The sequence below is a fragment of the Nostoc sp. PCC 9305 genome (genome assembly GCF_963920915.1).
Classification (GTDB): Bacteria; Cyanobacteriota; Cyanobacteriia; order Cyanobacteriales; family Nostocaceae; genus Nostoc.
On sequence record NZ_CAWUDN010000059.1, the window covers coordinates 24141 to 50000 of the forward strand.

The following is a 25860-nucleotide window of genomic DNA, read 5'->3' on the forward strand; positions in this document are numbered from 1 at the left end:
ATTTTTTTATTTGTCAGTCCCTAAACGCAAAGTAACGCAGAGTTTTGCTTAATTTATTTTGCTACGAATTAATTAAATATTGTACTGACGCTTTGATGAGGAACTATAGAAATACAATCTCACTCAGCGATGAGTAGGATAAATGGAATTTGATTTTTGATACACAGATAAAAGCAGACATTCCCAAACTAGCCGAGGTTGAGCGTAAGAAAGCAAGTGTTTTCGAGATTGTTCTAGCTGGTTAATTATACTAGGTTTATGCCATTGCTGCCAGTAAAATTGCTGAAGATAATCAACTAACCACAATTGTGCTTCTGTATCTAAATCCTTATCAATTGTCTTGGCTAACTCTAAGGCGTTACGGTAAGATTTAGGCGCTTTTTTCAAGTCTTCGAGTAACTCATCGGGAATAGCTTGTAATTGTTCATAAGATGCGATCGCACTTCCAGCACTACCAGCTGCTATACTCAAAACTGCCTGATTTGACAAAATTTCCTGATGGCCTGTTTGTGTGAGTACAACAGCCAAAGACTCTGCATTTAAGCGATAAAAAGGAATGCGTTGACAGCGTGATACCAAAGTCGGCAACACAGATTCAGGTGTCGGTGCAATTAAAATTAATGTCGCCTGTCCCGGTTCTTCCAAAGTTTTAAGTAAAGCATTGGCTGCGGCTTCTGCCATTGTTTGGGCTTCTTCTAGCACTACCACATTTCTCGGCGCTTCCAAGGGCGGACGACCTAAAAACTCGGTAATTCCCCGAATTTGCTCTAGTCGAATTACAGGTGGTGCTTTACGCTTGAGTCCTTTTTCGGCTGCTTCTGCTGCTGTTAATCGTTGTCCCTGGTATTGATACGTTGGTTGCACCCACAATAAAGCTGGATGGTTCCCCTGACGCAAACGGTTTTGTAAAGACGCAGTAACTCCCATCCCACTAGAAAATAGCAATTCCACAAAGCATCTGGCTGCTAAACTCCTGCCTACACCATCTGGCCCCACAAATAAGTAGGCTGGAGGAACCCGGTTTTGTCTGACAGCCTGAGTAAGTAATTCTATAGCTTGCTGTTGTCCGATAACTGGTGCAAATGGATCGTTAGTCATTAATTATTAGTTAGGAGTTAGGAGTTAGGAGTTAGGAGTTAAGAATTAGGAGTTAGGAGTTAAGAATTAGGAGTTAGGAGTTAAGAATTAGGAGTTAAGATTTAGGAGTTAAGATTTAGGAGTTATTATTTTTTCTTTGCTTCTCTATATAGTTTTAGCTAATTAATACTTTAGTAAGTTTTTGTGAAGAAAAGCAACCATTTTAAAACAATTTTTGATAGTTTCGATAAGGTTAATACATAAAGGATAAAGAGCAAGGGCTTAAAGTCTTAAATTATCGCCTGCTAACTATCTGCAAGCTTCAACAGGGATTTTAAGCTAGGTTTTTTTGCGGTTACTCTAAATTAAATCAGTGAACTGTTAAACATCCTTCAGGGCATCTAAATGTAGTGAAGTTGTTGGCAAAAATTGCCGCATCTACAGCACTTCCGGCAGCTATGAGGTACATCCTCAAAGCTAAAAGCTGTGATAGAAAAGGGCAAGAAGAAAAACTGTACTGTATTGCATAATAGCTGTCAGTGCTTTAACCCAAGTTTTTCTAGTCCTCTTCTAGAGGACTTACACCATTAGACAGGGAATTCTATTCCCTGGCGGTCTGTATTGCATAATAGCTGGAAGTGCTGTAAATATCAGAAGATTCGGTGATGGTGCAATTATTCCTATCAGCGATAAAAATATTTGCACCGTCTCTCGAATGGTTTCTCTAGCTATTTTCATTGAATGAAAACTGCTAGGTGAAGAGGCGCTGAGTATTTTGGCATTTCTACTGGTAAAAACAGCGATAAAAGACCATACATCGAAATCAAGATTGCCAAAGGAGACTGAGATGGAAATCTTCGATTATGTGATACTGGGAGCCGGATTGGGCGGACTTTCGGCCGCAGCCTGTTTAACTAGACAAGGTTATCGGGTAGCAGTTCTAGAACAACATTATTTACCTGGTGGATGTTGTCACACCTTTGATTACGGAGAATATAGTTTTTGTGCTGACGTACATTACATTTCTCAATGTGGTTCTGGTCAGACTATAGGTCAATTTCTCAACTATCTTAATCAAGATGTACCCTTTAATAGCCTCGATCCTGACTGCATAGATCGAGTTATTACACCAGAGGCAGATTTCAAAATTCCTTTGGGGTGGGAAAATTTGCGATCGCGTTTACTCTCCACATTTCCAGAAGAAGCTAATGCTATCAACCGTTACTGTAATGAAATTCAGCAACTCCACCAAGAAATTCGCAGCCTAGTGCAGGAAGTACACTGGTTCGAGCGGAAGTTGTCTGACTGGTTAAAATTACCAAAATATTTGAATTTATTTTTGAAGCGCAATTGGACTCTACAAGATTTGTATAACCATATCGGGTTATCGCCTAAACTACAAGCATTGTTGGCAGGACAAAGTGGGGACTATGCACTACCACCAGAAGAAATTGCGCTACTCACGCACACTTCCCTAACTTGGGACTACTCAGAAGGTGCTTATTATCCCAAACATCACTTCAAACACTTTGTTAACACCATTGCAAACGTCATTACCGCAGGTGGAGGTGTAATCAAATACTCAACTCCGGTAAGCCATATTCAAGTTAGCAACCACAATGTCCATAGTGTCATTGCCGATGGTATAAGTTATTGTGCCAACAAAGCTTATATCAGCGACCTCGACCCCAAATTAACAGTGGAGTTGATGCATGATTCTGAAGCTTTGAGTCACAAAGAGCATCAACGTCTAACCAATTACGAATACTCAGCCAGTGCTTTCAATATCTACTTGGGTTTAGATAGCCGTTTCGATCCTCAACGTTACGGCATCGGTAATTGGAATATTTGGTATTATCCCACAGGCGACCTAAACAGAGAATATCAACAGCAATTGGCAGGTGACTTAAGTCATCCGTGGATTTTCCTCTCTTGTCCAACGATGAAATCTAGCGAACCAGGGATGGGGCCAAAAGGACATCATGTTTTAGAGATTGCGACTGTCTGTTCTTATAAACCATTTGAAAATCTGCACAAAACTAATCCAAAAGCCTATAAAGCCAAAAAGCGAGAAGTTTATCAGCAGATGATGACAAGTGTGCGAGATTTGATTCCAGATGTGGACAACTACGCCCGGATGAAAGTTTACGGCACACCTACCACCAGCGAATTTTATCTAGGACAGCCGCAGGGTAATATTTACGGTGCGAAATTAATTCCCAAACAGGTTGGTTTAAATCGTTTGGGATATACGACAGAGTTATCTAACCTGTTTTTCGTCGGAGCAAGTGCCGGATATCCGAGTGTACCAGGTGTGATTGGGAATGGGATGGATGTTGTAGAACTGCTAACAGGAAAATCGGTATGGCATAAAGCTGAAATACCTCAGCCTTTGGTGACAGTTGGTTGATGAGTGCTGAAGTGCTGAGTACGATTCTTTTGTACTCAGCACTGTTTGGTTAAATTAGCAATCAAACCTTAGACGTGAGGAATCTGGATATCTCCGCGTGTGCCAACACAGCACCAGGTTCGCGCTGGAGAGCGTTGTAATACTTTCTCTCGAAGGTATTACCCGTCTCTAACGGTACAATGAGTGTACGGACATCAGCAATCAATTTTTGGAAATCGTCCAGCAATATCGGTTCATCTGCTTGGAGCATTTCATCAACTTGCACAACCATCTCAGAAATGCGGTGTAGCCAAGCAAATTGTTCGTGAGCGATGACTAGCTGAAGAAGTTCTCCACTTGATACTCGTCCACTAATCTGTTCGTAGGCAATGCGTTCTGTCTCCAGCAACATCTTGTGAAGGTGGAGTAATTTGTTTCGTAAATCACGCAGATATTGATGCTGACGTATTCTTTCTGTAAGTGTGTTAGAAGTCAATGTTACTTATCCTCTCGTTACAATAGTCTTCAATGGCTTAAATAATTTCTAAGCATTGAGAATTGGGCATTGGAATTGGGGAAGAGGTGACAGGTAACAGGTGATAGGGATCTGTACCCTGTAACCTTTAATCTTTAACCTATTCCCTTCTTCTCCCCCATACCCTTGTGAATGGAGTTTTTTATCTATTTGGTTTCCTTGCTAAGAAGCATTATAATGAGCATATCTTTTTATAACCGTTATATCTTATATCTGATTAATCATATAATATCATAAAATTATAAGAAGTACACAGTGTAGAACCAAGCAAGAAAATATCAATTATGGGAAAACCATCTTCATGTCGCTAGCAAATGTAATTTTAGGTCTTCTTCAGCAGCAAGAAATGACGGGCTACGACCTCAAAACGAGCTGCTTCGATCAATGCGTTGCCCATTTATGGCCAGCAGATCAGGCACAAATTTACAGAACTCTCGATAAGCTAGTTGAGCAAGGCTGGATTACCTGTAACATTGAGATTCAACACGATCGCCCCAACCGCAAAGTCTACAGTGTGACGGAACTAGGGAAAGCGGAATTTAGGCGATGGCTAGGGATTCATCAGCCCTTACCGACTATCAGAGAACCTTTACTCGTCCAATTGCATTTTGCAGATCAGTTATCGAATGAAACCATCATTCACTTACTGGAGCAACAATTGACGGCTCGAAGCAAAAAGCTGGCTGAATGTGAAACCATCGATTTGCCATCACTCGGTGATGAATCTGCCAACCGCGAGCAGGTGATGCAAAGGTTGGTGCTGGAGTTAGTAATCCGAAGAGAAGAGACTTATATTGATTGGTTGAAGACAGCAATCGAAGTTGTCAGTCGCCAAGAGTCATATCCATTTACCAAGAAAGAATTCAAGAGTCAGGAGGTCAGTTAGCGACTTGCCTTGAGCGTATCGCTAAAGCGAAAGCTCCGCTAACGCGTAGCGTCTCGTAGAGAAGTCGAAAGGAGTCGAAGTGAGCCAGAATTCAAAATTGAATTTTGAACGAAAGAGCAGATGAATCGTGGATTATTTGTAGGTTTAGTAACTTTAGATTTGATTTACCTTGCTGACTCTGCCCCTAAAAATAATCAGAAGATTGTTGCTACTGACTATACTGTAGCGGCAGGGGGGCCAGCAACAAACGCGGCTGTAACATTCAATTATTTAGGAAATCAGGCTACTGTCTTAGGTGTAGTAGGTTCTCACCCAATGACACAGCTCATTCGAGATGACTTGGCAAATTACAAAGTTGCGATCGCAGACCTTGAGCCTACCACTGATTTAGTACCGCCTGTATCTTCGATTATTGTCACTCAAGCCACAGGTGAACGCGCTGTGGTTTCGATCAATGCTGTCAAAACTCAAGCTAGCAGCGCCTCTATCCCGCCAGATATTTTGCAGAATATCGATATAGTACTAATTGATGGACATCAGATGGTGGTTGGTGATTCCATCGTTCAAATGGCTAAAGCCAATAATATCCCAGTAGCGATCGATGGTGGTAGTTGGAAGCCTGGATTTGAGCAAATTCTACCGTTTGTGGATTACGCTATCTGTTCAGCTAATTTTTATCCCCCTAACTGCCAGACTGGAGAAGACGTTTTTAGCTATCTCAGTGGATTTGACATTCCTCACATCGCCATTACCCACGGACAAGAACCAATTGAATACTTGAGCGGCACTAAAACTGGTATCGTAGATGTGCCGCAGATTCAAGCGGTTGATACGTTAGGGGCTGGAGATATTTTTCACGGTGCTTTCTGTCATTACATTTTAAGGGAAAGCTTTACTGATGCACTGGCACTGGCAGCTAATATTGCTGCTGATTCCTGTAAATTTTTTGGTACTCGGCGCTGGATGGATTTAAGATAATTCGTAATTCGTAATTCGTAATTCGTAATTAGTTAAACTAAGTATCGCTGTGCGCCCCTAATCACGTTATACATATTTTTAAATAGGCTAAATTAATGAAAGATTTACAAGAAATATTAGCGATCGCTCGTGAAATAGGTTGGGGCGCAGCAGATATACTGCGATCGTATTACGACGGCACAGCAAAAGACCCTAACTTAGAAGTCCAATATAAGCAGAATGAGCCTGTCACCGTTGCCGATGTAGCTGTGAGTCAATACATTTTGCAGAGGCTACAAGCAACTTTGGGTAACGAAGATTTTGCTTACATCAGCGAAGAAACTTATCAATCGTCAAGTAGTGGTAGAAAGGCTTCTGCCCCTTGGGTATGGATAATTGACCCTTTAGATGGCACACGAGATTTTATCGAAAAAACTGGAGACTATGCAGTTCACATTGCTTTAGTCAAGGAAACGCGCCCAGTATTGGCAGTGGTGGCAGTACCAGAGGCTCAAAAGTTATATTACGCTACCAAAGGCGGGGGTACATTTGTAGAAACCCGTGACGGATCTGTTCCTTTACAAGTGTCTTCAGGTAAACGAATTGAGGATTTAACCTTAGTAGTTAGTCGTTCTCACCGCAACCAACGGTTAGATCATCTGCTACAAAATTTACCCTGTCAAAATCAGAAATCTGTGGGTAGTGTAGGCTGCAAAATCGCCACCATTGTCGAGCAACAGGCAGATATCTACATTTCACTTTCCGGCAAGTCTGCGCCCAAAGATTGGGATATAGCCGCTCCAGAATTGATTTTAACAGAAGCCGGTGGTCAGTTTACTCACTTCGATGGCACGCCGTTGCAGTATAACACTGGTGATATCAATCAATGGGGAGGTTTGCTGGCTAGTAATGGTGAATATCACGAAGTATTATGTAAGAAATCAGAGGATATCTTAGCGCAGTTTGACCATAGCTAATAGGGCATTTGAGGATGAATATTTTTTAATTTTCTTTTAAGATAGTTAATTATGGTATGATTAGCACTAGTACCGATAAATAATATTTACTCTTTAGTCCACAGCTTAATTTTAAAAACACTAAATAGCTGGGCGATCGCTAGTTAATCCCGATTTCCTGTTAAAAGTGTAACTTTCATAATACAAGCAACAAAAGCCAGTCTTTGGAAAGTCTGCAAACCTTCCTTAAGGGTTTGATTTGTGAATAAAATTCACTACAAGACGATATTCATAGGCTGAAGGCTGTGTTACACTCATGGACATAAAGATTATTTTCGGTTGAGTAACTAGTTTTGATTTCTAAAAACCGTCTCTCCGAATTTAACTCTCTACACTCCCTGAATTCGGAGATTTCTATGTCAATTTACGTCGGAAACCTGTCCTATCAGGTTACAGAAGAGGACCTAAAGCAGGCTTTTGCAGAATACGGAACAGTAAATCGTGTTCAACTACCCACAGATCGGGAAACAGGCCGGCCTCGTGGGTTCGCTTTTGTGGAAATGGAATCAGACACACAAGAACAAGCTGCCATTGATGCACTTGATGGTGCTGAGTGGATGGGACGTGATTTGAAAGTGAACAAAGCTAAACCTCGTGAGGAAAGAAGCAGTTCTCCTCGTGGTAGCTGGGGTGGCGGTAATAATGCCCGCCGCAACAATAATCGCTACTAAGTCGATTCCTGAAAATTTCACATTTAGAGTCTCCAGCAGATAAAGCCAAAGGCTCCATTCTGCTGGAATATTTTATTTGGTATCTAGCCTCGAACTATTCATCCACATCAAGGAGGAATGAGAATGACACAAGTAGTTTTAGGGGAGAATGAAGGTATTGAATCAGCCTTGAGAAGGTTTAAACGGGAAGTTTCTAAAGCAGGAATTTTCCAAGATATGAGAAAAAAGCGTCACTTTGAGACACCGATAGAAAAAGAGAAGCGTAAAGCAATTGCTAGGCACAAACAACGTCGTCAACAACGTTCTCGCTTCAATTAAAAGTCCAAGCAAATTTGTCCTTCCATTTGACATCTAGCCAGCATCTCTTCATTGTTGCCATACCTCCGGCAAGCCACAAGTAATTAGGCATACATCAATCAATAAACAACCTGTTCGTAGTAGGGCTGTACTGTTTTTTCAGCGCTACTAAGTGTATATATTTTCAATTGCGTGAACTAAGTAGGCATAATTAAACATACAATAAAATTCTAGTTTGTAGTGAGCGATTCATCGCTCATAGCAAGGTTTATCAGGACTAAAGTCCTTACCCTGCGGGTTCGTTAGTCGCTCATGGGGGAAACCCCCAAGACCGCGCTAACTCACTACAAACTTTAATTTCTTTCCTAGCTACTTAGGGCAATTCGTAGGGGCGTACAGATATCTATGCGTCCCTAACTTGTGCCTGATTCCACAAAGAAGCGCTATAGTTTGTTGAGTTCCATTTGCGGAACTCGCGGCAATATAAATGTATTCTTCCTCTATATCCATAAAGTATTGTAGATATCGTTAGTCTGCAATCCCTGGCTCTGGATTTTGAAAAAATGTTACGACTTTATCATTTATTACTAGGCTCTATTTTGCTAGTGTCAATACCGGTGGGAGCCAAATTTGTTTTACCCCAATTTTCTCCACCCAAAGTAGTAAAACCTCCTACCGTTGCGAAACTTCCCAACTCTAATCAGGAAAATATCTGGCAGAAAATCCTGGGAAGTACTGCTGCTCCAACGAACTGGCAAATTTATCCCTGTGAAGGAAATGCACCCCTGTTGTGTGTCACCTCCAAAGGAAAACGTTTGGGTACAGTAGAGATTAACATTTACCCACTAGCAAACAATGAGGATTTCCGAAAGAAACTCTTAGCCGCTGGTATTCCAGCTGCTTCCCTAGTAGACTACCAAAGTTCCAAATACCAAACCCAATTATTACCAGTACTTAAGACTTGGGTTGCAGACCACTACGCTGCGTTAGCCAAAGATCGCCAGGGTGAATATGGAAAAGAGATTATTTTCTCAGCCTACCCACCACAACCAGTACCCATTGGTAAGCTTCAGGGAATCCGTTATGGGTTCGCCGGACTTAAGCGACAAGGTGGAGTACAAGAGCAACATATCGGTCATGTTGCTTTTGATGGTACTAAACTTTACGTAATGACTACTGCATTTGACACGGGTACGCAAACAGGTAAGTTTGATAAACTAGAAAACTTGGCTATTTTTCAACCTTACTTGTATGCGATCGCAGCAGATTTGCATTTACCCCAATAGGCCTTGGGTTAGGAGGTTACAGGTTACAGGTTATAGGGAATAATCTGTCCCCTGTAACCTGTAACCTTCTTTAATCACTTATCAACCTAAATCTCAGCCACCGCGCGTTCAATCAAGCGATGTGCTAAAGTTTGCGTGCCAGTGTGCTCATAATAATTTGTTGCTACATCCAGGAATGCTGCGAGGTAGTCCAACTTGTCATCAGCAATATCGGTAAAACTTTGCAAGTTGTGGACAACCTTTTGCGGCGTTAAATTATTGGCGCTAACTAACCCACTCATCCAACCTTTAACTGAGTCAAAGCTTTCGCCGATAAAGTTGAGTTTACTGCCAGCATTGTTCCCTGGAATCACATCTTTGATGTTTTGGAAAGTCGAGTTTTGTTCTAACTCTTGTGGATTTGTTTGATTCAGCCCAGATATCGCTTTGCTGATAAAATCTGGGCCCAAAGGTATCAAACCATCAACGCAAACTAACGCCACCATACGGATCAGTGACTCACCACTATACTCACCTAAAGAGGCGACAAAATCCCCAATACTGTCTCCCGGAATGCCGTTAATTTGACAGAAGGCTACCAACTCAGCCACTAACTTTAATGTCAAATCAATGGTTTGGGCTTTATCAGGTTTGGGAGTGACAGAGTTTAAAAAACCCAACAAAGGAATTTTTTCGCCGACTTTGTTAGCTAAAGCTGCTGCACCAAGGGCTTTATCTGTATTATCAACAGTTTGATATAACCACAAGGCTGTTTGGTATCCTTGGGATTTGTCGTTGAATAGATAAATCGCTCGTTCGCCAATTTGCTGAATTAAATCTTCGTCGTCTTCGCCAGTGACTTTCTTAATAGTGTTGACAAAGCCAACGGTATTTTGCCACTCTCCAGGAGCAACAAAATCGAGAGACTTCAACATAGAAACAGTCAAGCCGCCAGTTGGCAATTGATCAACCAACTCAACAATCGATTTGCTCACAAAAATCTCCTTATTTAGGTTTTATGGTCTGAATGTTAGTAGTGCAAATCATTTCAGGTTAGCCAAACCATTAAGATTAAACTTCTCTAGCCAATCTTCGCGATCGCTAGCTGTAAATGATGAATCGCGAGAAAGTGCTTTTACTTGGTACTTACCTACCAAAATTGCAGTTTGCGTTTTACCAACTTCTACTGCGGGATAACCGCCAATTTTTTTAGTGCTTTTCGAGAACTTTGCTGCTGCACTGGGTGTGCTAGTAGTATCAGAAATAGACAGCACCGCTATATCTTTACCGCCTTTTTTCAACTTTGCTTCCGCAAAGCCTTTTTTCTCTTGGGTATAGACGCGTTGGTAGCCATCACCAGCTTTTGGGAAAAGTTTATTAAATTCGCTACCCTGAGTTGCGGTTTTAGCTACCGATTGACCGCTTTTTTGTTGAGTGCTTTCTTTTTGTGCCTGGTCAAAACGTCCAGGTGTTTTTGGACTACAGGCTGTTGTCAGTAGTACCACCGACAGCAACAAAGCGGCTACTACCCTACGCCCACGGTGTAAAATCATTCTTGGCTTCTCCTTGATATTTGAGCTTTAAGGCAATTATCTGCGCTGCTAGCAATTATTACCCCTTCTGAACCGTTATTAACTGTAAATTTACTTTTTGATAATTATTTCCTAAGTTCTCACCGATAAAGGTCATTTTTACACTTTAAATTAACGTAGCAATTAACCCAATGCAAAAACGCTCCCCCGAAAGGGGGAGCGTTTTTTGTTTATAGATAAGCGTGGGGAGCGTATCTCAGATTATGATTAACCGTTGATAGCAGGAGCGGAAAGAGCTACAGGAGCAGAATCACCAGCAGCCAAATCAAGAGGGAAGTTGTGAGCGTTACGCTCGTGCATTACTTCCATACCCAGGTTAGCGCGGTTGATTACATCCGCCCAAGTTGCAATCACACGACCTTCAGAGTCAATGATTGATTGGTTGAAGTTGAAACCGTTCAAGTTGAACGCCATTGTGCTGACACCCAAGGCGGTGAACCAGATGCCGATTACAGGCCATGCTGCGAGGAAGAAGTGCAGTGAACGGCTGTTGTTGAAAGAAGCGTATTGGAAGATTAGACGACCGAAGTAGCCGTGGGCTGCAACGATGTTGTAGGTTTCTTCTTCTTGACCGAATTTGTAACCGTAGTTAAGGGACTCGGTTTCGGTTGTTTCACGAACCAAGGAAGATGTAACCAAAGAACCGTGCATTGCAGAGAACAAACTTCCGCCGAATACACCAGCTACACCGAGTTGGTGGAAGGGGTGCATTAAGATGTTGTGTTCTGCTTGGAACACGATCATGAAGTTGAAGGTTCCAGAAATACCCAAGGGCATACCATCAGAGAAAGAACCTTGTCCGATGGGGTATACCAAGAATACTGCACTTGCTGCTGCAACAGGTGCTGAATATGCGATCGCAATCCAAGGACGCATACCTAAGCGGTAGGATAATTCCCATTCACGACCCATGTAGCAGAATATGCCAATCAGGAAGTGGAAAATTACCAATTGGTAAGGGCCGCCGTTGTATAACCACTCATCTAAGGAAGCTGCTTCCCAAATTGGGTAGAAGTGCAAGCCGATAGCGTTGGAGGAAGGAACAACTGCACCAGAGATGATGTTGTTTCCGTAAATCAAAGAACCTGCTACTGGTTCGCGGATACCATCAATGTCTACTGGAGGAGCAGCGATGAAAGCGATTACGAAGCAAGCGGTAGCCGCTAGCAAGGTTGGAATCATTACTACGCCGAACCAACCGATGTAGATCCGGTTGTTGGTGCTGGTGATCCATTCGCAGAATCGATCCCATACGTTAGCGCTTGAGCGCTGTTGTAAGGTTGTTGTCATGGTTTTATGATTGCGGTTATTTATGAATCAGGCGGTTTCGTCTTTGCCTGTGAAACTACTTTACACTGCTTTACAATTTTTAATCAACTTTTATTACTACAGTAAAACTGATACCAGTTATCAGGTTTGCTTATTTAAGCTCGATCTTTCTAGTGTTTGCGGGTGTTCCAAATACAGTGAACATAGATTTAGATATATTTACTCTGGTGTTAGCGCCCAAAAGATAAAATAGAAAGGAACATTGTTTTTATCGACTCTGAAATCGAGAGTTGATATGGATTAGTACCAAAATTAGGAGGGAAGGTGTGACATGACAATTACTTTAAATCACACCATAGTGCCTGCACATGACAAAGAAGCATCAGCGAGGTTCTTTGCAAAAATTTTCGGTTTAGAGGTTGAGCTTCCCGTTGGTCACTTCGCTGCTGTGCATATAAACGATCAACTCACGCTCGACTTCGCCGATGCTGAAGCGTTTGAGCCACATCATTATGCATTCCATGTTAGTGATGAAGAATTTGATGCAATTTTTGCACGCGTCAAAGAGGCAGGTATTGAATACAGTAGCGACCCCATGCATCAGAATAAAGGACAAATTAATCACAGAATGGAAGGTCGTGGCTTTTATTTCTATGATTCCGATGGCCATAACTTAGAATTGTTAACCCGTGCATAGATTTTTGATATAGCAGTCGCCAAAGGTGTTAGGACAAGTTTATTGAAACGCAAAGAGGCGCAGAGTTGAGCGCAAAGTAATGCAGAGTTTATTTCGGTCTTTTCGCTACGTGTACTAAGCCTCCTGTCCATTGCTATATCAGGTCAATGGATTACTTCTTGACTAAAAAATATGCTGTGGCATAGTCCGGTAATTGGCTGATATTCTGCCCAAATTCTGTTTTATTCTTAAAAATACCTGCCAAAAAATCGAGCTGATAAAGATTGGGTAAAAATGCTCCGCCTGTATCGGCTATGACTCCCATTTGTAGATGTTTGCGACCACCCTGAGTATGCTCAATTACAATCACCTTACCTAAACCGATATTTAAAACATCTCCAGCAAAAGTAACTCCGGGTTTGATAGAAATTTTTGCATCTATTTTGTATCCATAGCCTTTAATAGCATCAACTTCTCTAAAATACCAATAACGCTTTTGTGCTGTTGCCTTTAATCCGCGGATATAAGCCATTCCATTGTTTCTATCTACATTAAAAAATGCCTTATAACCATCTGTAAAATTAATCAGGATTGTTCCTTCCATAATTGCTTCTTCTAAGCCGTTTCTGGTTAGATAAGCAAGAGTATTAACTTTTCCAAATTCTCTACCACCTGGTTCATAAATACCAGATAAAACATCTTGCTTTGTGTATCGAGTGTAGAACTTATCGTTATTAGAATTATCTTTTAAACTATAAATTGGTATATTAAAAGTAGAGGTTTTCTTGCGGGAACCAGGGTGAGTAAATACAGCATATTTGGTAATTCTTAATTGTTTTTGCTGTTTACTTTTGGGGTTGTAGGGAGACCATTTAATGACTCGAAAATTAGTATTAATAAATTGAGAGTCTTGTAAACGAGTAGCCCGATTATTCGCAATATCCTCTTTCAAAACAGCAATCATAAAATCCAAAGTTTTCAGGACATCTGGTATAGTAACTCCTTGAGTAGCAAGCACTCCTGTACGCATAATATCTGGGTCTTCTGAAGCATAATCTTGAAAATATTTTCTAGTATTAACGAGAACGCTTAATAAATCTCCTTGATTGAATTTAACCTTACTATTTGGTAGTTTTCCTGGAGTAGCAATCTGGCTGCCATTAATGTTAAATTTATATTTTTTGAACTCATCAACAACTGGATAGGGTGCAGATGCTGCTAACAAGTTCTGTCGAGATGTAAAAGTATTTTGAAACCTTGAGGTAAATTGATCGGCAGCTTGATTTGAGGTCAGAGAAATCTGTGATTGAAGCAGGGCAGAATTTTCTTGTTGAGTAAATGACTGATTTTGTTGAGCTAGTTGTTTAGTTTTTGAGTAGGTATATAGATAGCTACTTACTAAACTGGCAAGTAATAAGGCAGCACAACCTACTGTGAAGCGAAGTTTTTTGCTAAATAACATATTCTCTAATGCTAAATAATTAACGTTATGTTTCTATCACCTCACGCACTAACTGCGCCAATTTTTCGGCACTATCAGGAACTGCGATCGCATAAGCTTTTTCCCCCATCTTTGCTAACTCTTGCGGTGACTGCAATAAATTCAACACATTATTTTGCAATACTTCAGTCGTCAACTCAGATTGCTTCAACGTTAACGCTGCACCCGATGAAGTAAATACATCTGCATTGTAAGATTGATGGTCTTCTGCGGCAAAAGGATAAGGAATCAAAATCGCTGGCGTTCCACACACTGCCAATTCTGTTAAGCTACCTGCGCCAGAACGACTAATGGCAAGAGTTGCTCGTTGCAACAACGCTGCCATATTGTTGTAAAAAGGTAAGGCTATGTACTGTGGATGTTTGAGACTATCTGCTTCGGGATCGCGATCGCCAGTTAAATGTACTACATAAATACCAGCATCAAACCAAGCTTTTGCAGATTCGCGCACCAATTTATTTACTGCAACAGCACCCTGGCTACCGCCAAAAACAACAATTAAAGGCACACCATCAGGAATAGCTAAATCCAGTGGTGCATTTATTGCCCCATCAAGAAATTGCTCTCTTACAGGAGTACCAACATAGACATTTTTGGCACGAGGTAAATACTTAGCAGCTACTTCAAATCCCAAGGCTACCGCACTACACCAAGGGCCAAAAAAGCGAGTTACTTTACCTGGTAAGGCGTTAGATTCGTGGAAAACTACGGGTAAACCAAGGGAACGCGCCGCAATGACGGCTGGCCCGGCAATGTAACCCCCTGTGGTAAACACCCCTTGAAAATTTCCCTGTTTGAGAATTCGTCTGACTTCTAGAATCGAAAGGGCGAGTTTACCCAAAATGCGAATCGAGGAAAGTCCAAACCCTTGCTGAAACCCTTCAACTGCAATAGTATTCAAGGGATACTGTTTGGGGACAAGTTGAGTTTCTAGGCGATCGGGTACTCCCAGCCATTCTATTTGATAGTCTGGAAGTTTTTGTGCCAGTGCGATCGCTGGAAACAAATGTCCACCAGTCCCACTGGCAGCTATTAATAATCGTATCGGTGCGTTTGCCATCAAACCTCTACCGTTTAGCGTCTAGCTTAACTAAGATAAAACAATTTGCTTACTTTCTCTAATCAAATCAGTAAATTCTTACCAATGACTAACATTATTACCGCCTTAGTGAGACGACAACTCAAATTTCCAGCAAATATCTGGCTAGTTTCGTTCCTACTGACTATTGGTTTAACAAGCGGTTGGCAACGCACTCAGGCTGCAACACCACAGCAATTATCCCAAGCCACGACAGCCCAAAACGCACCAGCCGATCTGAAAAACCTGTTGACACAAGTTGATACTGCTGCCAGCCGAGGCGATGTCAAAGGGGTGTTGCAATTCTACAGCCCTAATTTCACTCATGGCGATGGATTAAACCTCCAAACCCTAGAAAAATCTTTGACTTCACTTTGGCAACGATATCCGAAATTGCAATACAGCACGAAACTGCTATCTTCAAAAACTGAAGCCAATGGGATTATTGCTGAAACAGAAACGAAGATAACTGGCTTACCCTCCGGTAACGGTAAGAAGTTAACTCTTAATGCCACGATTAAATCGCGTCAGCGCATTGAAGGTGGAAAAATAGTCCGCCAAGACATTTTGTCCGAACGTACCTTACTTACCTCTGGTAGCAACCCGCCCCAAATTGATATTAAATTACCCCAGCAAGTGCAAGTCGGTCAGAAGTATAATTTTGATGCGATTGTCCAAGAGCCACTTGGTGATGATTTTCTACTAGGAACAGCGCTAGAAGAATCTATCCAAGCAGATAAATTTCTTAACCCTACACCCGTGGATTTAGAATTACTGACATCTGGTGGATTGTTTAAAGTAGGACAAGCACCATCTACCCCAGGTAGCCAATGGGTTTCTGCTGTCATCCTGCGAGGTAATGGAATGACAATGGTAACTCAACGCTTGCAAGTGGTAAAGAAGTAGTTAGGAGTTAGGAGTTAAAAGTTAGGAGTTCTAGACCGACTGATGATAAATTATGAACGATGAAACTTGTGCTAATTCATAATTCATAACTGTTAACTCCTCACTCCTAACTATCCTAATGATTTCCCTACAAAATCAAATTATTTTGATCACTGGTGCAAGTAGTGGTATTGGTACTGCTTGTGCAAAAATCTTTGCTGATGCGGGTGCAAAACTTATCTTGGCAGCACGACGGTTAGAACGTTTGCAGCAGCTAGCAGATACTCTGAGTAAAGATTTTAGTACTGAAATTCATTTACTACAACTAGATGTGCGCGATCGCAATGCTGTTGAATCTGCCATTGCGACTCTACCCTCTGCCTGGTCTGACATCGACATTCTCATTAATAATGCTGGTCTAAGTCGTGGTTTAGACAAGTTGCACGAAGGTAGCTTTCAAGACTGGGAAGACATGATTGATACTAATGTTAAGGGTTTACTTTACGTCTCCCGCTATGTCGTTCCGGGAATGGTAAGTCGCGATCGCGGTCATGTGGTAAATTTAGGTTCCATCGCTGGACATCAAACCTATCCCGGTGGCAATGTCTACTGTGCTACCAAAGCTGCTGTGAGAGCCATTTCTGAAGGTTTAAAACAAGACCTGTTGGGTACGCGAGTCCGTGTAACTTCTGTCGATCCTGGTATGGTAGAAACGGAATTTAGCGAGGTACGCTTTCATGGAAATACTGAACGTGCCAACAAAGTCTACCAAGGAGTTACACCCCTAACAGCAGATGATGTGGCTGATGTGATATTTTTCTGTGTGACGCGATCGCCCCATGTTAATATTAATGAAGTTGTGCTAATGCCTGTTGATCAAGCTAGCGCTACGTTAGTTAATCGACGAACATAAAAGTAACCTATCTCATCCCATTGTAAAAAGGTTACTCCTGCCACTTACACTGAAAATATACTGATAACAAAAGCCGTTAGTTATCAGCGTCAAAATATTGGGTGAACTATGGCTTTAGCTACTTCAACTATGTTGCCACTAGGCACTAAAGCGCCAGATTTTAATCTACCGGAAGTAGTATCTGGAAAGGCAACTTCACTTTCTACCTTTGCAGATAAAAAAGCACTATTGGTAATGTTTATTTGTCGGCATTGCCCGTTTGTAAAACACGTCCAAAACGAATTAGTGCAGTTAGGAAGAGATTATTTTACAAGTGATTTAGCGATCGTTGCCATCAGTGCTAACGATGCAAAAAATTACCCAGATGATGCGCCAGAGTCGTTACAAGCCTTTTCCACAGAACAAGGGTTAAATTTTACCTTATGCTACGACGAAAGTCAGGAAACGGCGAAGGCTTACACAGCAGCTTGCACACCAGATTTTTTTGTATTTGACGATCAACGCCAACTTGTTTATCGGGGACAATTAGATGATAGCCGTCCCAGTAACGGTAAACCTGTAACAGGTGCAGATTTACGCGCAGCCATTAAAGCAGTGCTAGCGGGTGAACCTGTTACAAGTGAACAAAAGCCGAGTGTTGGTTGCAATATTAAATGGAAACCTGGAAACCAACCCAGTTATTTTGGTTAAGAGGGATTGGGAATTGAGATTAGGGGAGAGGTGACAGGTGACAGGTGATAGGAAATAATCTATACCCTGTAACCTTGACCCTGTACCCTGTACCCTGTTCTCTTCTTCACTCTCCACACCTATCAATGTTTAATTTCCAAATTCAGTATGTAGCATCCTAATTGGACTTTTTCTGCCCACAATTCATATTCCAGCCGCAAATTTTCTGGTAAAGGATGTCCGTTGAGAGTTAGGCTACGAGTAAAATTTCGTAAACGAATCGGATCGTTAGGTTGCAATGACTCAGTTGGCAACCAATAGCGACTAATGCCATAAACACCCTGTTCCCAAAAGTGACGGTAACTCACTTGAGCGTTACCTTGCATAGTCATGATGACTCGGTAAGGGGAAATCTCTAGCCACAAAATTCTGGGACTGTTAGGGGCGTAAGCTTTGCTCTTGCTTTGAGGAAGTGTGTCTTCTGGACTTATGACACTCTCGACTTCGCAGCTAATTAAAGGCGGTGCGGTCATCAGTAAATGGAATCGATCGGTATCCTTTTGATACAATGTCGCGGCAGTTTCGACAACAGACCAGATGGGTAGGTCAGTGGAAATCAGTGATAAGCACACGGGCTTGCGGTGATGGGTCAGCATGGGAGCGATAAGGGCTAAAAGCTATTGAACAAAGTGAAATGAACACTCTAGCTGTCTAATAGGTCGGGCTAAGAAACTAAATAGTAAAGCAGGCTTAATATTAATGAATCCGTTGATTTGTTAATAAGCTACACAAATCTGGATGAAACAGGTAGAATGTCAGCTTACACAGTAAAAATGGTACTTTTATCTAGAGAGAGCTAATTCGTAAGTAAAGCTTGTAAATATTCTAAGGCTATAGCCTCAAAACAGTGGCAGTCGTTTTAGATGCTAAAAAACCTTCTTCAGGGAGACTTACCGTAGATTGGAGTAAGTTTCATACAGCCAAAAGCAATAGGATACTAAGAAGGAAGTCACCAGAAGCGACAAACTAAGTCGCTGATGAACTTCCGGTGTATTCAAATGCCAGTGTATCCTAATGTCGGCTTCTGTTATATCCGTAGAAACTCACGAAAACCTTTCTCACCAAAATATTGCTGAGTAAAAGTAAAATTCATTGACTCAGCAATATTTTGGTCTGCCCATTGCGCGTCTCGCAGAAAAGAAAGAGCAAAGATTTCCATTTCAAAGCAGCAACGGCAAGTTAGCTTATATTAAAAAGCCCACGGATGAATTCGTGGGCTTTATAGCTTGAGCATTTTTTTGAGAATCGCTATAGCCTGAAGCTTCATAAAAAATCATTCTGATTTATTTTTATTCATTACCGATGCCATTGCACCTGTGAACAAGTCATGAGTGTTACAGGCTGGTACTGATTTGGGAATACTTTTATAGGAGTGATAAAACAGGCGATCGCACTAACACTTTCAATTCAAATGTACTATGTCACCTTGTAATCACTCTTATTTTACAAAAAAGACGTATAAATACTCAATAATCTACCAGGAGCAAGCAAGATGGCATTCACTGAAGATATTACCAAGCTATCTGAACAAGTGCGTAAGCGGGCTGACCAAGTTGTTGGTGAAGAATCTACTAAGATGGCACTGATTGTTCCTTTTTTGAGTGTTCTTGGCTACGATGTCTACGATCCTAGTGAAGTAATACCGGAATACGTAGCAGATTTTGCTATTAAAAAAGCAGGGCAGTTTGAAAAGGTAGATTACGCCTTAGCTATTAACGGTACTAAAGTTATGCTCGTAGAAGCAAAAGCCCGTGGTCAAAAAGCTGAGGCACATGATGGACAATTGAGCAGATATTTTAATGCACTTTCGACAACAAAAGTAGCTATCGTCACTAACGGTATTGAATACCGTTTTTTTACAGACTTGCGTGAAACAAATGTCATGGACAAAGAGCCATTTTTTACTTTTAACATCCTGGAATATGATACCAAAGATATTGATAACCTCAAATTCTTTCACCGTGATAATTTTGAGGTTACAGCTATTACCAACCATGCTGAGGAAATGGTTTATGTAAAAGGCATGACTCAACTTCTAGGAAATCTTTTACGTTCTCCTTCTGAAGAATTTGTTCGCTTTTTAGTGACTGAACTTGGTACAGTTGCTCCTAGTTATGAAATTAAAGGCCGAATTACTAGTAAAATTATTGATAAATTCAAACCAATTGTTAAAAAGTCGATTCAGGGAAGTTTAGTAGAGTTAATGACTCGCTCACTTACTCCAGTAATAGATCAGCCTGTTGAACCTCCAATAGAAGTAGATATTGAAGCAGGGGATATACAACCAGATCCTCAAGAATCAAAAGTAGTAACAACTGCTGAAGAAATCGAAGCTTTTGAAAAAATTAAAGTAATTACGCAAACCTCAACGAGTTACAATTATCAACTCCAATACAAAGATACTGTTTCATACTTTGGTATCAATCTTGTTGGCAAAAGTACTTGGTGGTTTCTGCGGCTGTATCTATCTTCGCAGAAAAAAAGTTTTGTTACTCGACTAAGTGTAGATGAAGTGAAGTCGCTAACTTCAAACTTTGAAGTGCAGGAAGTATCAGCTTCTCTGGGGGATGCCGCATCAAAAGTAATTATTTCCTCTGTCAGTGATTTAGATAAGCTGACATCACTGATTCTCAGATGTTACGAGGCAGAAGCAGCCAAACATCAAATATTGATTCCAGATGTAATCAGAATGGAAAAATCAGCTTAACTCAAGGTATCTACTACAAACTACACCTAACCAACTATCTCCGATTTTTGCCTACTAACAAATTAGCCGCACTACTAATTACTTGACATATCGGTAATCATTGGCTTGGAAAAAGGACAAAAAAAGTGGCTCTGCAACCAGCAGAACCACCAAAGCTTTCGCAAACAAACCTGTTATCTAATTAACGAACTGCCCCTTGAGCAGAAACAGTATCAATCGGTTTCATCAGGTACAGGCGCAATAACTGCCAGCCGTTGGAGATGTAAAGCGGCAGTTTTTGGAAGATTTGCAGGAATTTGGGAGTATTGGAGTTAGCGATCGCACCCAATTTCTCATTATTGTTTATACAAACATCCAACCGCTCATAAAACTCTGGATTCTCTACATCCAGCATCAGTGGGAATACCCGACCTGCGTTTTCGTTGGTCTTCTGAATTACATGGATATCGTATTCTCGTGCATCCAATCCGAGGGTGGCATAAAAGTCCTTGCGTTGGATGTCATTGAGATACATGGTCGCAAACACTGATAATAGGAAGAAGCGACTCCATAGCCGTGCTTTCCAATCATTCAACATTTGCGGCTGAGATTTCATGATCGCATCAAAGAAATCGCCGTGACGGTTTTCATCCTGACACCAGTTCTCAAAGAACCGGAAGATTGGATAAACCCGATCTTCGGGATGTGCTTCTAAATGGCGATAAATGGTGATGTAGCGCCAATAACCGATCTTCTCAGAAAGATAAGTCGCGTAGAAGATGAATTTCGGTTTAAAGAAGGTATAACTGCGACTCTTAGTCAAAAACCCTAAATCTAGGGACATATTAAAGTCCGACAAAGCTTTGTTCAAAAAGCCAGCGTGACGCGCTTCATCCCGTGACATCAGGTTAAAACACTCTGCCAAAACAGGGCTTTTTCCTTTCAAGCGACGCCCAAGTTCTTTATACAGCAAAAAGCCGGAAAACTCTGCCGTACAAGAACGTTCTAGAAATTCAACGAACAACTTGCGAGTTTCCCCGTCAATATGATCCCAGGATTGTTCAAACTCGGCATCCCGAACAAAGTGGTGGCGGTTGTAGTCAGTGCGGAACTCTTCGAGAATGGCTTCTAACTCGTCTTCGTTGACGGAGATATCCATCCGTGCCATTTCATCAAAATCGGTAGTATAAAACCGAGGTGTTAACAGGGTTTCTTTTGCCGGGACTTTAATCCCTGGCCGGATTTCTTCAAAGCCTGGTTTTTTGAGGGAATCTACCATGTCTTGATTTCTCTTTCGTCTTTATTATCTTAAGTAGACCTTTCGGGTGACGCTCCTACGTCCCTACCACTACGGTAGTGGCAGTTCCTTATGGGGGAAACCCCGTTGGCGCTATCCTCTCCATTTGGGAGAAGACCGGACTGTCTCACCAGAAATGCTCTGGCAAACCGTAACAGCCCACAATAATCCAATTGTATAAAGTTCAGTCTACCAAGGTGCGGGTGAGAAATTTCTAAGCAAAACATTAAGAGTTGCAACAATCATTCAATATTTGCGGAATCAAAAACCGCGGATTGGTAGTCAAATAAATATAGTTCAGCAAGCAGCATTATCTCGTTCAAGTTGAGTAGCACTCACCTTTTGATTCTCAAAGCACTACTATCTCAGTAATTTTCTCTGGTTGTTACTACAATAAATTCATAGGGTTCTATTAATACGTTGGGTATCTTAAAAATTAACAATCCATGAGTAGCATAATTACTGAAAAAATCTAAGTACTTTAGTTATTTTTTGCACCTTTCTCAATAATTGGAGATTAGACAGTGCCCACAACTTCAAATCAGAACAGCAGTGTCTATTACGAAAATTGTTAGAAAGCAACTAGTGCAAGATGTAAGTCTAGCTATTAGCACTTGGTATAAAAAACAGTCCGAAAAACCATTTTAAACAACAAGAGTAAATCCAAAAGGTTGAAAACAAGATGAATGTTGAAAACAATCAGCAGCAGAAAGACCGACTTCTTGTCTCTTATATCTTGTGTGCAGTCGGATTTATCGGGGTGGGAGGATTGCAGCGTTTCTACAATGGCAAGATCGGAACTGGTTTGTTATGGCTGTTGACTGGTGGTGTGTTTGGTATAGGGCAGTTCGTGGATTTATTCTTTATCCCCAATATGGTTGACGAATACGAACACAACTTGAGATTAAAAGCGGGTGTATCTCCCTTTGGTGTGCCGTTAAATCAAGCAGTAGTTGCTTCTCAAGTTCACCGTCCAACAGGCAACCAACTCATGATGAAACTGATTGAAGCGGCGGAAAGCAAGGGTGGTATTTTAACTGTCACTCAAGGCGTAAAGTTTACAGGAGCCAGCTTTGCTGAAGTGGAAGCTACTCTCAAAGAGATGTACAAATCAGGTTATGTAAAAATTGATAACGACCCCAATACTGGAGCCGTTACCTACCATTTCCACGAGCTTTGATTGTCATTTGTCATTTGTCATTTGTTAAAAACCAATGACCAATGACCAATGACTAATTTCTACCTAACCACTTTTGACCATCTAAGCGCTGAACTAAGCCGTATACCAACAAATCGAGGGTAGTTTTGCGTTCATCGATTAAGAATGACTCAAGAGTGCTAGGTTTTTTGCCTTCATTACAAGAAAATCCCTTTTTTCCTTGAATATCTTCATCGGGGAAATACAGGTTAAACTGACGCTTACCAATTTCTGACCAACTGCCGATAATTTGCCAGCATTCTTCGGTAGATTCAAAGCCAGTGATTGGCATCTTTTGCTTGGCAAAAGACACCTGTAAATCTTGCACACCTTTTTGAGCGATCGCTTTTTGTAAAGCTGGCAAGTAGTCTTGCTCAATGAACTCTACAAATGGCTTATCTTCAACAGATGGGGCTTTTTCCTTTTTGGCGGCTTTAGCTGCGGTGGGTTTTTCTTCTGTTGCGTCAGCGGCGGGTTTTTCTCCTGTTGCGGCTTTAGCTGCGGCTGCGGGTTTTTCTCGCTTGGGTGGTACAGCAGTTGGTTTAGCAGCTTTGGGACTATCTTCGGAGTTTGCGGCTTTAGGATCTGGCGCGTTGGCAGTAGGAATATCTGTGGCTTCGGGTGAGTCTGTACTAGGAGCGTGTTCTTCAGCGACACTGGGAGCTTGTTTGTCAACAGTGCTGGGAGCTACTTCTCCCGCTTGATTGTGATTGGTTGGGTCTGCCATTGCTCAGGTCAATCCTTTAATCTAGCTTTGGGAGCGATCGCTCACCTTGATGTATCGGGTATTTTTATTTTGACATACTACTACCGCTGTGCAGAATTCGTAATTTGTATTTGTAATTCGTAATTTATATACTGCAAGGGTTTCATTTATTTGGGATGGGTGGTTTACTTGCAAGACTGTTCGGTTAAGGGAAGAGACGCGATGAATCGCCGTCTCTACAATATTCAGTCTTTTGTCTTGATGGCGATAAATCACATCTTTAGCGATCTAGAATTTTCATCCTTCAAATCCCTTTGAATCCTATACCAGTTTCTACCTGTTGCTGTGCTGGAGTAGAATTTACCTTGCCGGTAGAAGTCTGACGCTTGGTGCCAACTTGGCTCAAGAATATACCTCCTAAAATCAAGCTACCGCCAATATATTGAGGTCGGGTAGGGGCTTCACCCAAAATTAAATAGGCTGCTATGATTCCCACAATTGGGCCAAATGAGCTAATTAGGGAAGCTGTAGATACAGTGGTAGTTTTCAAGCCTTTAACCCAAAAAGACTGGCCTACCACCACAATCAACCCGCCATAGAGAAACATCCACTGCCACAAGAATGGTGAAAGGACATCAGCAAAATGATCCTTGCCATAGAGGACTAAAGCAATGAAGAAAAAGATTACAGTTCCAAGTGCAGTCCGAAAAATGCTATAGATTCCCAAAGGAATCTGCGAAAGGTGTTTCTTACTAATAATCGTAGAAGCGGCTATGGCTACAGATGCTACTGCTGCCAAAAGTTCCCCTATGCCTAAACCGAAACCTCCCATGTTCATCACGGTTCCTGTTGCAGGCTGAAGGATAATAGTTAGGATAACACCAACAAAAGCTGCGATCGCACCAATAAATTCCCAAATATTTACCCGTTCTCTCAATAACCAGACTGATAAGGCCAAAGTTAGAGGCGGTTCCAAGCGTCCCACCAAGATGACATTGTTCACCCCTGTAAGTGCCAGTGCCTGGAAAATTAAACCAGGGGCTAACGCTCCTGATAAAATAGCTACCGCCGTTAGACTAACCCAATCTTTCCTTGAGAGTTGCTTCAAAGTAGCTTTGTTCCACTGCCGCCCATAGATTAGGATCAGAAGTATTAAGGCGCAAAGGTTTCCCACGAATAAAACATTACACAAAGAAATCGGATTGCGTAGCTTGCCGCCGTAGGCATTACCGATAAAATGTTGAGCGCCAATTTCTGTTAGTTTCCGGGTAACGGCGCTAGATGCTCCAAAAATTAGCATTGCTAGCCAGAGATATGTTTGTCCTGAAATTCTATGGATTTGGCGATGTAGTTTTTTGGGTCTAGTCACAATAACATTACTGCAATGAAAGCATTGCTCATCATATTAAGTTATCCTCACGCACTTCAAAATGAGGTTTTGTTGAGAAAATACTGAAATTATCCTGTGACTTTGAGCAGCCATGATTAGCTGAGAAAATGCTGAGAATTAACTAAATTTTCTCAAGGAATAAATTCATGAAAATAGTGGCTGAGTTTCAATAAGCTCTCACTGCCACCTGAGATGCTTAGGATGTTCAGGATAAAACAAAGAAGAGAAGTAACAAATGAAACTCGCACCCTTACTTACAAGTGTAGCCTTGGTTGGTTTTTTCACAGTTTGGGACGTACCATTAAAGGCGATCAATCCGTCATTAGTGCAGGCATCAGCAGCCGAAGAAATGTCTGTAGCAAAAAAATTAGATTTGCTTACTAAGAGTAAGGGTCAAATTGGTAGTGGCGATCAACTACGTCGTTTCTTTTTTGGTGACTTGGAACCAATCGGTATCCAGGTAGGTGGTGCAGGTCATGTAGTTAACCTTTATAACAAAGCTAATGATGTCACATTCGCTTACTGTTCGCATTACGATGTAATTGTTGCTATTAAGAAAGGTAAGGTAACTAAATTTGAACCCAGCGAAGTGAAGTAACTTAATATGTCCAAGCTAGGTGCTGAAAATTTGAAAAATTGTAAGATCGTAGCTAGCAAAAGGAGCAGAGTTTTCCCTTAATGTCGCCATAAACTACTACCTTTGAAAACAGTCTTCTTGAAACTGTGTGGACAAGGGGTATGAGTTTTTTCCCCTTGTTCCCTTGTGGATGTTGAGAGTTTTATAGGAAAGATATCAGGGTAAGCTCATCTAATTTGGTATAGGGTGAGCTTGACAAATTAAGTAAGA

27 protein-coding genes are annotated in these 25860 nt (G+C 41.4%); 15 read left to right on the forward strand and 12 right to left on the reverse strand.

The genetic code is table 11. The features are described from left to right. Positions 1-123: 123 nt before the first annotated feature. Positions 124-1098 carry a DNA polymerase III subunit delta' gene (locus tag ACM0OX_RS21325; RefSeq protein ID WP_414516980.1) on the reverse strand — a complete coding sequence of 325 codons (975 nt, stop codon included), beginning with the start codon at positions 1096-1098 and terminating at the stop codon, positions 124-126. A gap of 826 nt (positions 1099-1924) precedes the next feature. On the opposite strand from ACM0OX_RS21325, the gene ACM0OX_RS21330 reads away from it, so the two are divergent. Continuing rightward, positions 1925-3487, forward strand: a complete 1563-nt coding sequence (locus ACM0OX_RS21330; RefSeq protein WP_414516981.1) for a phytoene desaturase family protein — start codon at positions 1925-1927, stop codon at positions 3485-3487. A gap of 61 nt (positions 3488-3548) precedes the next feature. Here the strand turns inward: ACM0OX_RS21330 and ACM0OX_RS21335 are convergent, their stop codons facing one another. Further along, positions 3549-3962 carry a hypothetical protein gene (locus tag ACM0OX_RS21335; RefSeq protein ID WP_335009134.1) on the reverse strand — a complete coding sequence of 138 codons (414 nt, stop codon included), beginning with the start codon at positions 3960-3962 and terminating at the stop codon, positions 3549-3551. Positions 3963-4302: 340 nt separating this feature from the next. Between ACM0OX_RS21335 and ACM0OX_RS21340 the strand changes: the two genes are divergently transcribed. From ACM0OX_RS21340 to ACM0OX_RS21365, 6 genes are all read left to right on the forward strand, one after another. After that, entirely contained in the window at positions 4303-4887 is a 585-nt protein-coding gene (locus ACM0OX_RS21340) for a PadR family transcriptional regulator (RefSeq protein WP_414516982.1), read from the forward strand. A gap of 120 nt (positions 4888-5007) precedes the next feature. Further along, positions 5008-5865, forward strand: a complete 858-nt coding sequence (locus ACM0OX_RS21345) for a sugar kinase (RefSeq protein WP_414516984.1) — start codon at positions 5008-5010, stop codon at positions 5863-5865. A gap of 95 nt (positions 5866-5960) precedes the next feature. Beyond that, positions 5961-6821: a 3'(2'),5'-bisphosphate nucleotidase CysQ family protein gene (locus tag ACM0OX_RS21350; protein ID WP_414516985.1), complete on the forward strand. Its 861-nt coding sequence runs from the start codon at positions 5961-5963 to the stop codon at positions 6819-6821. Between the two features lie 395 nt (positions 6822-7216). Next, on the forward strand, positions 7217-7531 hold the full coding sequence (locus ACM0OX_RS21355; RefSeq protein WP_414516986.1) for an RNA recognition motif domain-containing protein: 315 nt from the start codon (positions 7217-7219) through the stop codon (positions 7529-7531). A gap of 123 nt (positions 7532-7654) precedes the next feature. Further along, complete coding sequence (gene rpsU / locus ACM0OX_RS21360; protein ID WP_069073011.1) at positions 7655-7849, forward strand: 30S ribosomal protein S21; 195 nt, start codon at positions 7655-7657, stop codon at positions 7847-7849. A gap of 542 nt (positions 7850-8391) precedes the next feature. Next, a complete protein-coding gene (locus ACM0OX_RS21365) occupies positions 8392-9114 on the forward strand; it encodes a hypothetical protein (protein ID WP_414516987.1) in 723 nt (240 codons plus the stop codon). Between the two features lie 86 nt (positions 9115-9200). Here ACM0OX_RS21365 and ACM0OX_RS21370 read toward each other — a convergent pair whose 3' ends face one another. The 3 genes from ACM0OX_RS21370 to psbA all read right to left on the reverse strand — a co-directional run bounded on the left by ACM0OX_RS21370 (position 9201) and on the right by psbA (position 11975). Next, a complete protein-coding gene (locus ACM0OX_RS21370; RefSeq protein ID WP_322685843.1) occupies positions 9201-10088 on the reverse strand; it encodes a hypothetical protein in 888 nt (295 codons plus the stop codon). A 48-nt stretch (positions 10089-10136) separates the two neighbouring features. Further along, the gene (locus ACM0OX_RS21375; protein WP_322637125.1) at positions 10137-10646 is read right to left on the reverse strand and encodes a hypothetical protein; all 510 of its coding nucleotides are present in this window, start codon (positions 10644-10646) and stop codon (positions 10137-10139) included. A 246-nt stretch (positions 10647-10892) separates the two neighbouring features. Further along, the gene (psbA, locus tag ACM0OX_RS21380; protein ID WP_335181037.1) at positions 10893-11975 is read right to left on the reverse strand and encodes a photosystem II q(b) protein; all 1083 of its coding nucleotides are present in this window, start codon (positions 11973-11975) and stop codon (positions 10893-10895) included. A 310-nt stretch (positions 11976-12285) separates the two neighbouring features. On the opposite strand from psbA, the gene ACM0OX_RS21385 reads away from it, so the two are divergent. Beyond that, positions 12286-12651 carry a VOC family protein gene (locus ACM0OX_RS21385; protein WP_414516988.1) on the forward strand — a complete coding sequence of 122 codons (366 nt, stop codon included), beginning with the start codon at positions 12286-12288 and terminating at the stop codon, positions 12649-12651. A 151-nt stretch (positions 12652-12802) separates the two neighbouring features. Here the strand turns inward: ACM0OX_RS21385 and ACM0OX_RS21390 are convergent, their stop codons facing one another. Next, a complete protein-coding gene (locus ACM0OX_RS21390; protein ID WP_414516989.1) occupies positions 12803-14092 on the reverse strand; it encodes a hypothetical protein in 1290 nt (429 codons plus the stop codon). 25 nt (positions 14093-14117) lie between these two features. Then, complete coding sequence (gene murG / locus ACM0OX_RS21395; RefSeq protein ID WP_414516990.1) at positions 14118-15191, reverse strand: undecaprenyldiphospho-muramoylpentapeptide beta-N-acetylglucosaminyltransferase; 1074 nt, start codon at positions 15189-15191, stop codon at positions 14118-14120. An 84-nt stretch (positions 15192-15275) separates the two neighbouring features. On the opposite strand from murG, the gene ACM0OX_RS21400 reads away from it, so the two are divergent. The 3 genes from ACM0OX_RS21400 to ACM0OX_RS21410 all read left to right on the forward strand — a co-directional run bounded on the left by ACM0OX_RS21400 (position 15276) and on the right by ACM0OX_RS21410 (position 17697). Then, a complete protein-coding gene (locus tag ACM0OX_RS21400; protein ID WP_414516991.1) occupies positions 15276-16115 on the forward strand; it encodes a nuclear transport factor 2 family protein in 840 nt (279 codons plus the stop codon). Between the two features lie 118 nt (positions 16116-16233). Continuing rightward, positions 16234-17007: an SDR family oxidoreductase gene (locus ACM0OX_RS21405; protein ID WP_414516992.1), complete on the forward strand. Its 774-nt coding sequence runs from the start codon at positions 16234-16236 to the stop codon at positions 17005-17007. 108 nt (positions 17008-17115) lie between these two features. Continuing rightward, complete coding sequence (locus ACM0OX_RS21410) at positions 17116-17697, forward strand: thioredoxin family protein (protein WP_414516993.1); 582 nt, start codon at positions 17116-17118, stop codon at positions 17695-17697. A gap of 122 nt (positions 17698-17819) precedes the next feature. Here ACM0OX_RS21410 and ACM0OX_RS21415 read toward each other — a convergent pair whose 3' ends face one another. After that, positions 17820-18332, reverse strand: a complete 513-nt coding sequence (locus ACM0OX_RS21415; protein ID WP_094348271.1) for a hypothetical protein — start codon at positions 18330-18332, stop codon at positions 17820-17822. Positions 18333-19228: 896 nt separating this feature from the next. Between ACM0OX_RS21415 and ACM0OX_RS21420 the strand changes: the two genes are divergently transcribed. After that, the gene (locus ACM0OX_RS21420; RefSeq protein WP_414516994.1) at positions 19229-20443 is read left to right on the forward strand and encodes a type I restriction endonuclease; all 1215 of its coding nucleotides are present in this window, start codon (positions 19229-19231) and stop codon (positions 20441-20443) included. 181 nt (positions 20444-20624) lie between these two features. Here ACM0OX_RS21420 and acsF read toward each other — a convergent pair whose 3' ends face one another. Beyond that, on the reverse strand, positions 20625-21701 hold the full coding sequence (acsF, locus tag ACM0OX_RS21425; protein WP_414516995.1) for a magnesium-protoporphyrin IX monomethyl ester (oxidative) cyclase: 1077 nt from the start codon (positions 21699-21701) through the stop codon (positions 20625-20627). Between the two features lie 46 nt (positions 21702-21747). Between acsF and ACM0OX_RS21430 the strand changes: the two genes are divergently transcribed. Together ACM0OX_RS21430 and ACM0OX_RS21435 are read left to right on the forward strand one after the other, a co-directional pair. Then, entirely contained in the window at positions 21748-21900 is a 153-nt protein-coding gene (locus ACM0OX_RS21430) for a hypothetical protein (RefSeq protein WP_414516996.1), read from the forward strand. A 501-nt stretch (positions 21901-22401) separates the two neighbouring features. Continuing rightward, positions 22402-22899, forward strand: coding sequence for a TM2 domain-containing protein (locus ACM0OX_RS21435; protein ID WP_414516997.1), 498 nt, complete (start codon positions 22402-22404; stop codon positions 22897-22899). Positions 22900-22951: 52 nt separating this feature from the next. On the opposite strand, the gene ACM0OX_RS21440 is transcribed toward ACM0OX_RS21435, so the two are convergent. The 3 genes from ACM0OX_RS21440 to ACM0OX_RS21450 are packed head-to-tail and all read right to left on the reverse strand — an operon-like array spanning position 22952 to position 24992. Beyond that, a complete protein-coding gene (locus ACM0OX_RS21440; RefSeq protein WP_414516998.1) occupies positions 22952-23644 on the reverse strand; it encodes a DUF2996 domain-containing protein in 693 nt (230 codons plus the stop codon). A 21-nt stretch (positions 23645-23665) separates the two neighbouring features. Then, complete coding sequence (locus ACM0OX_RS21445) at positions 23666-23899, reverse strand: hypothetical protein (protein ID WP_414516999.1); 234 nt, start codon at positions 23897-23899, stop codon at positions 23666-23668. 28 nt (positions 23900-23927) lie between these two features. Next, positions 23928-24992 (reverse strand): DMT family transporter, encoded by a 1065-nt coding sequence (locus ACM0OX_RS21450; protein ID WP_414517000.1) that lies wholly within the window; start codon positions 24990-24992, stop codon positions 23928-23930. A 256-nt stretch (positions 24993-25248) separates the two neighbouring features. Between ACM0OX_RS21450 and ACM0OX_RS21455 the strand changes: the two genes are divergently transcribed. Then, positions 25249-25611: a hypothetical protein gene (locus ACM0OX_RS21455; protein ID WP_414517001.1), complete on the forward strand. Its 363-nt coding sequence runs from the start codon at positions 25249-25251 to the stop codon at positions 25609-25611. Positions 25612-25860: the final 249 nt, after the last annotated feature.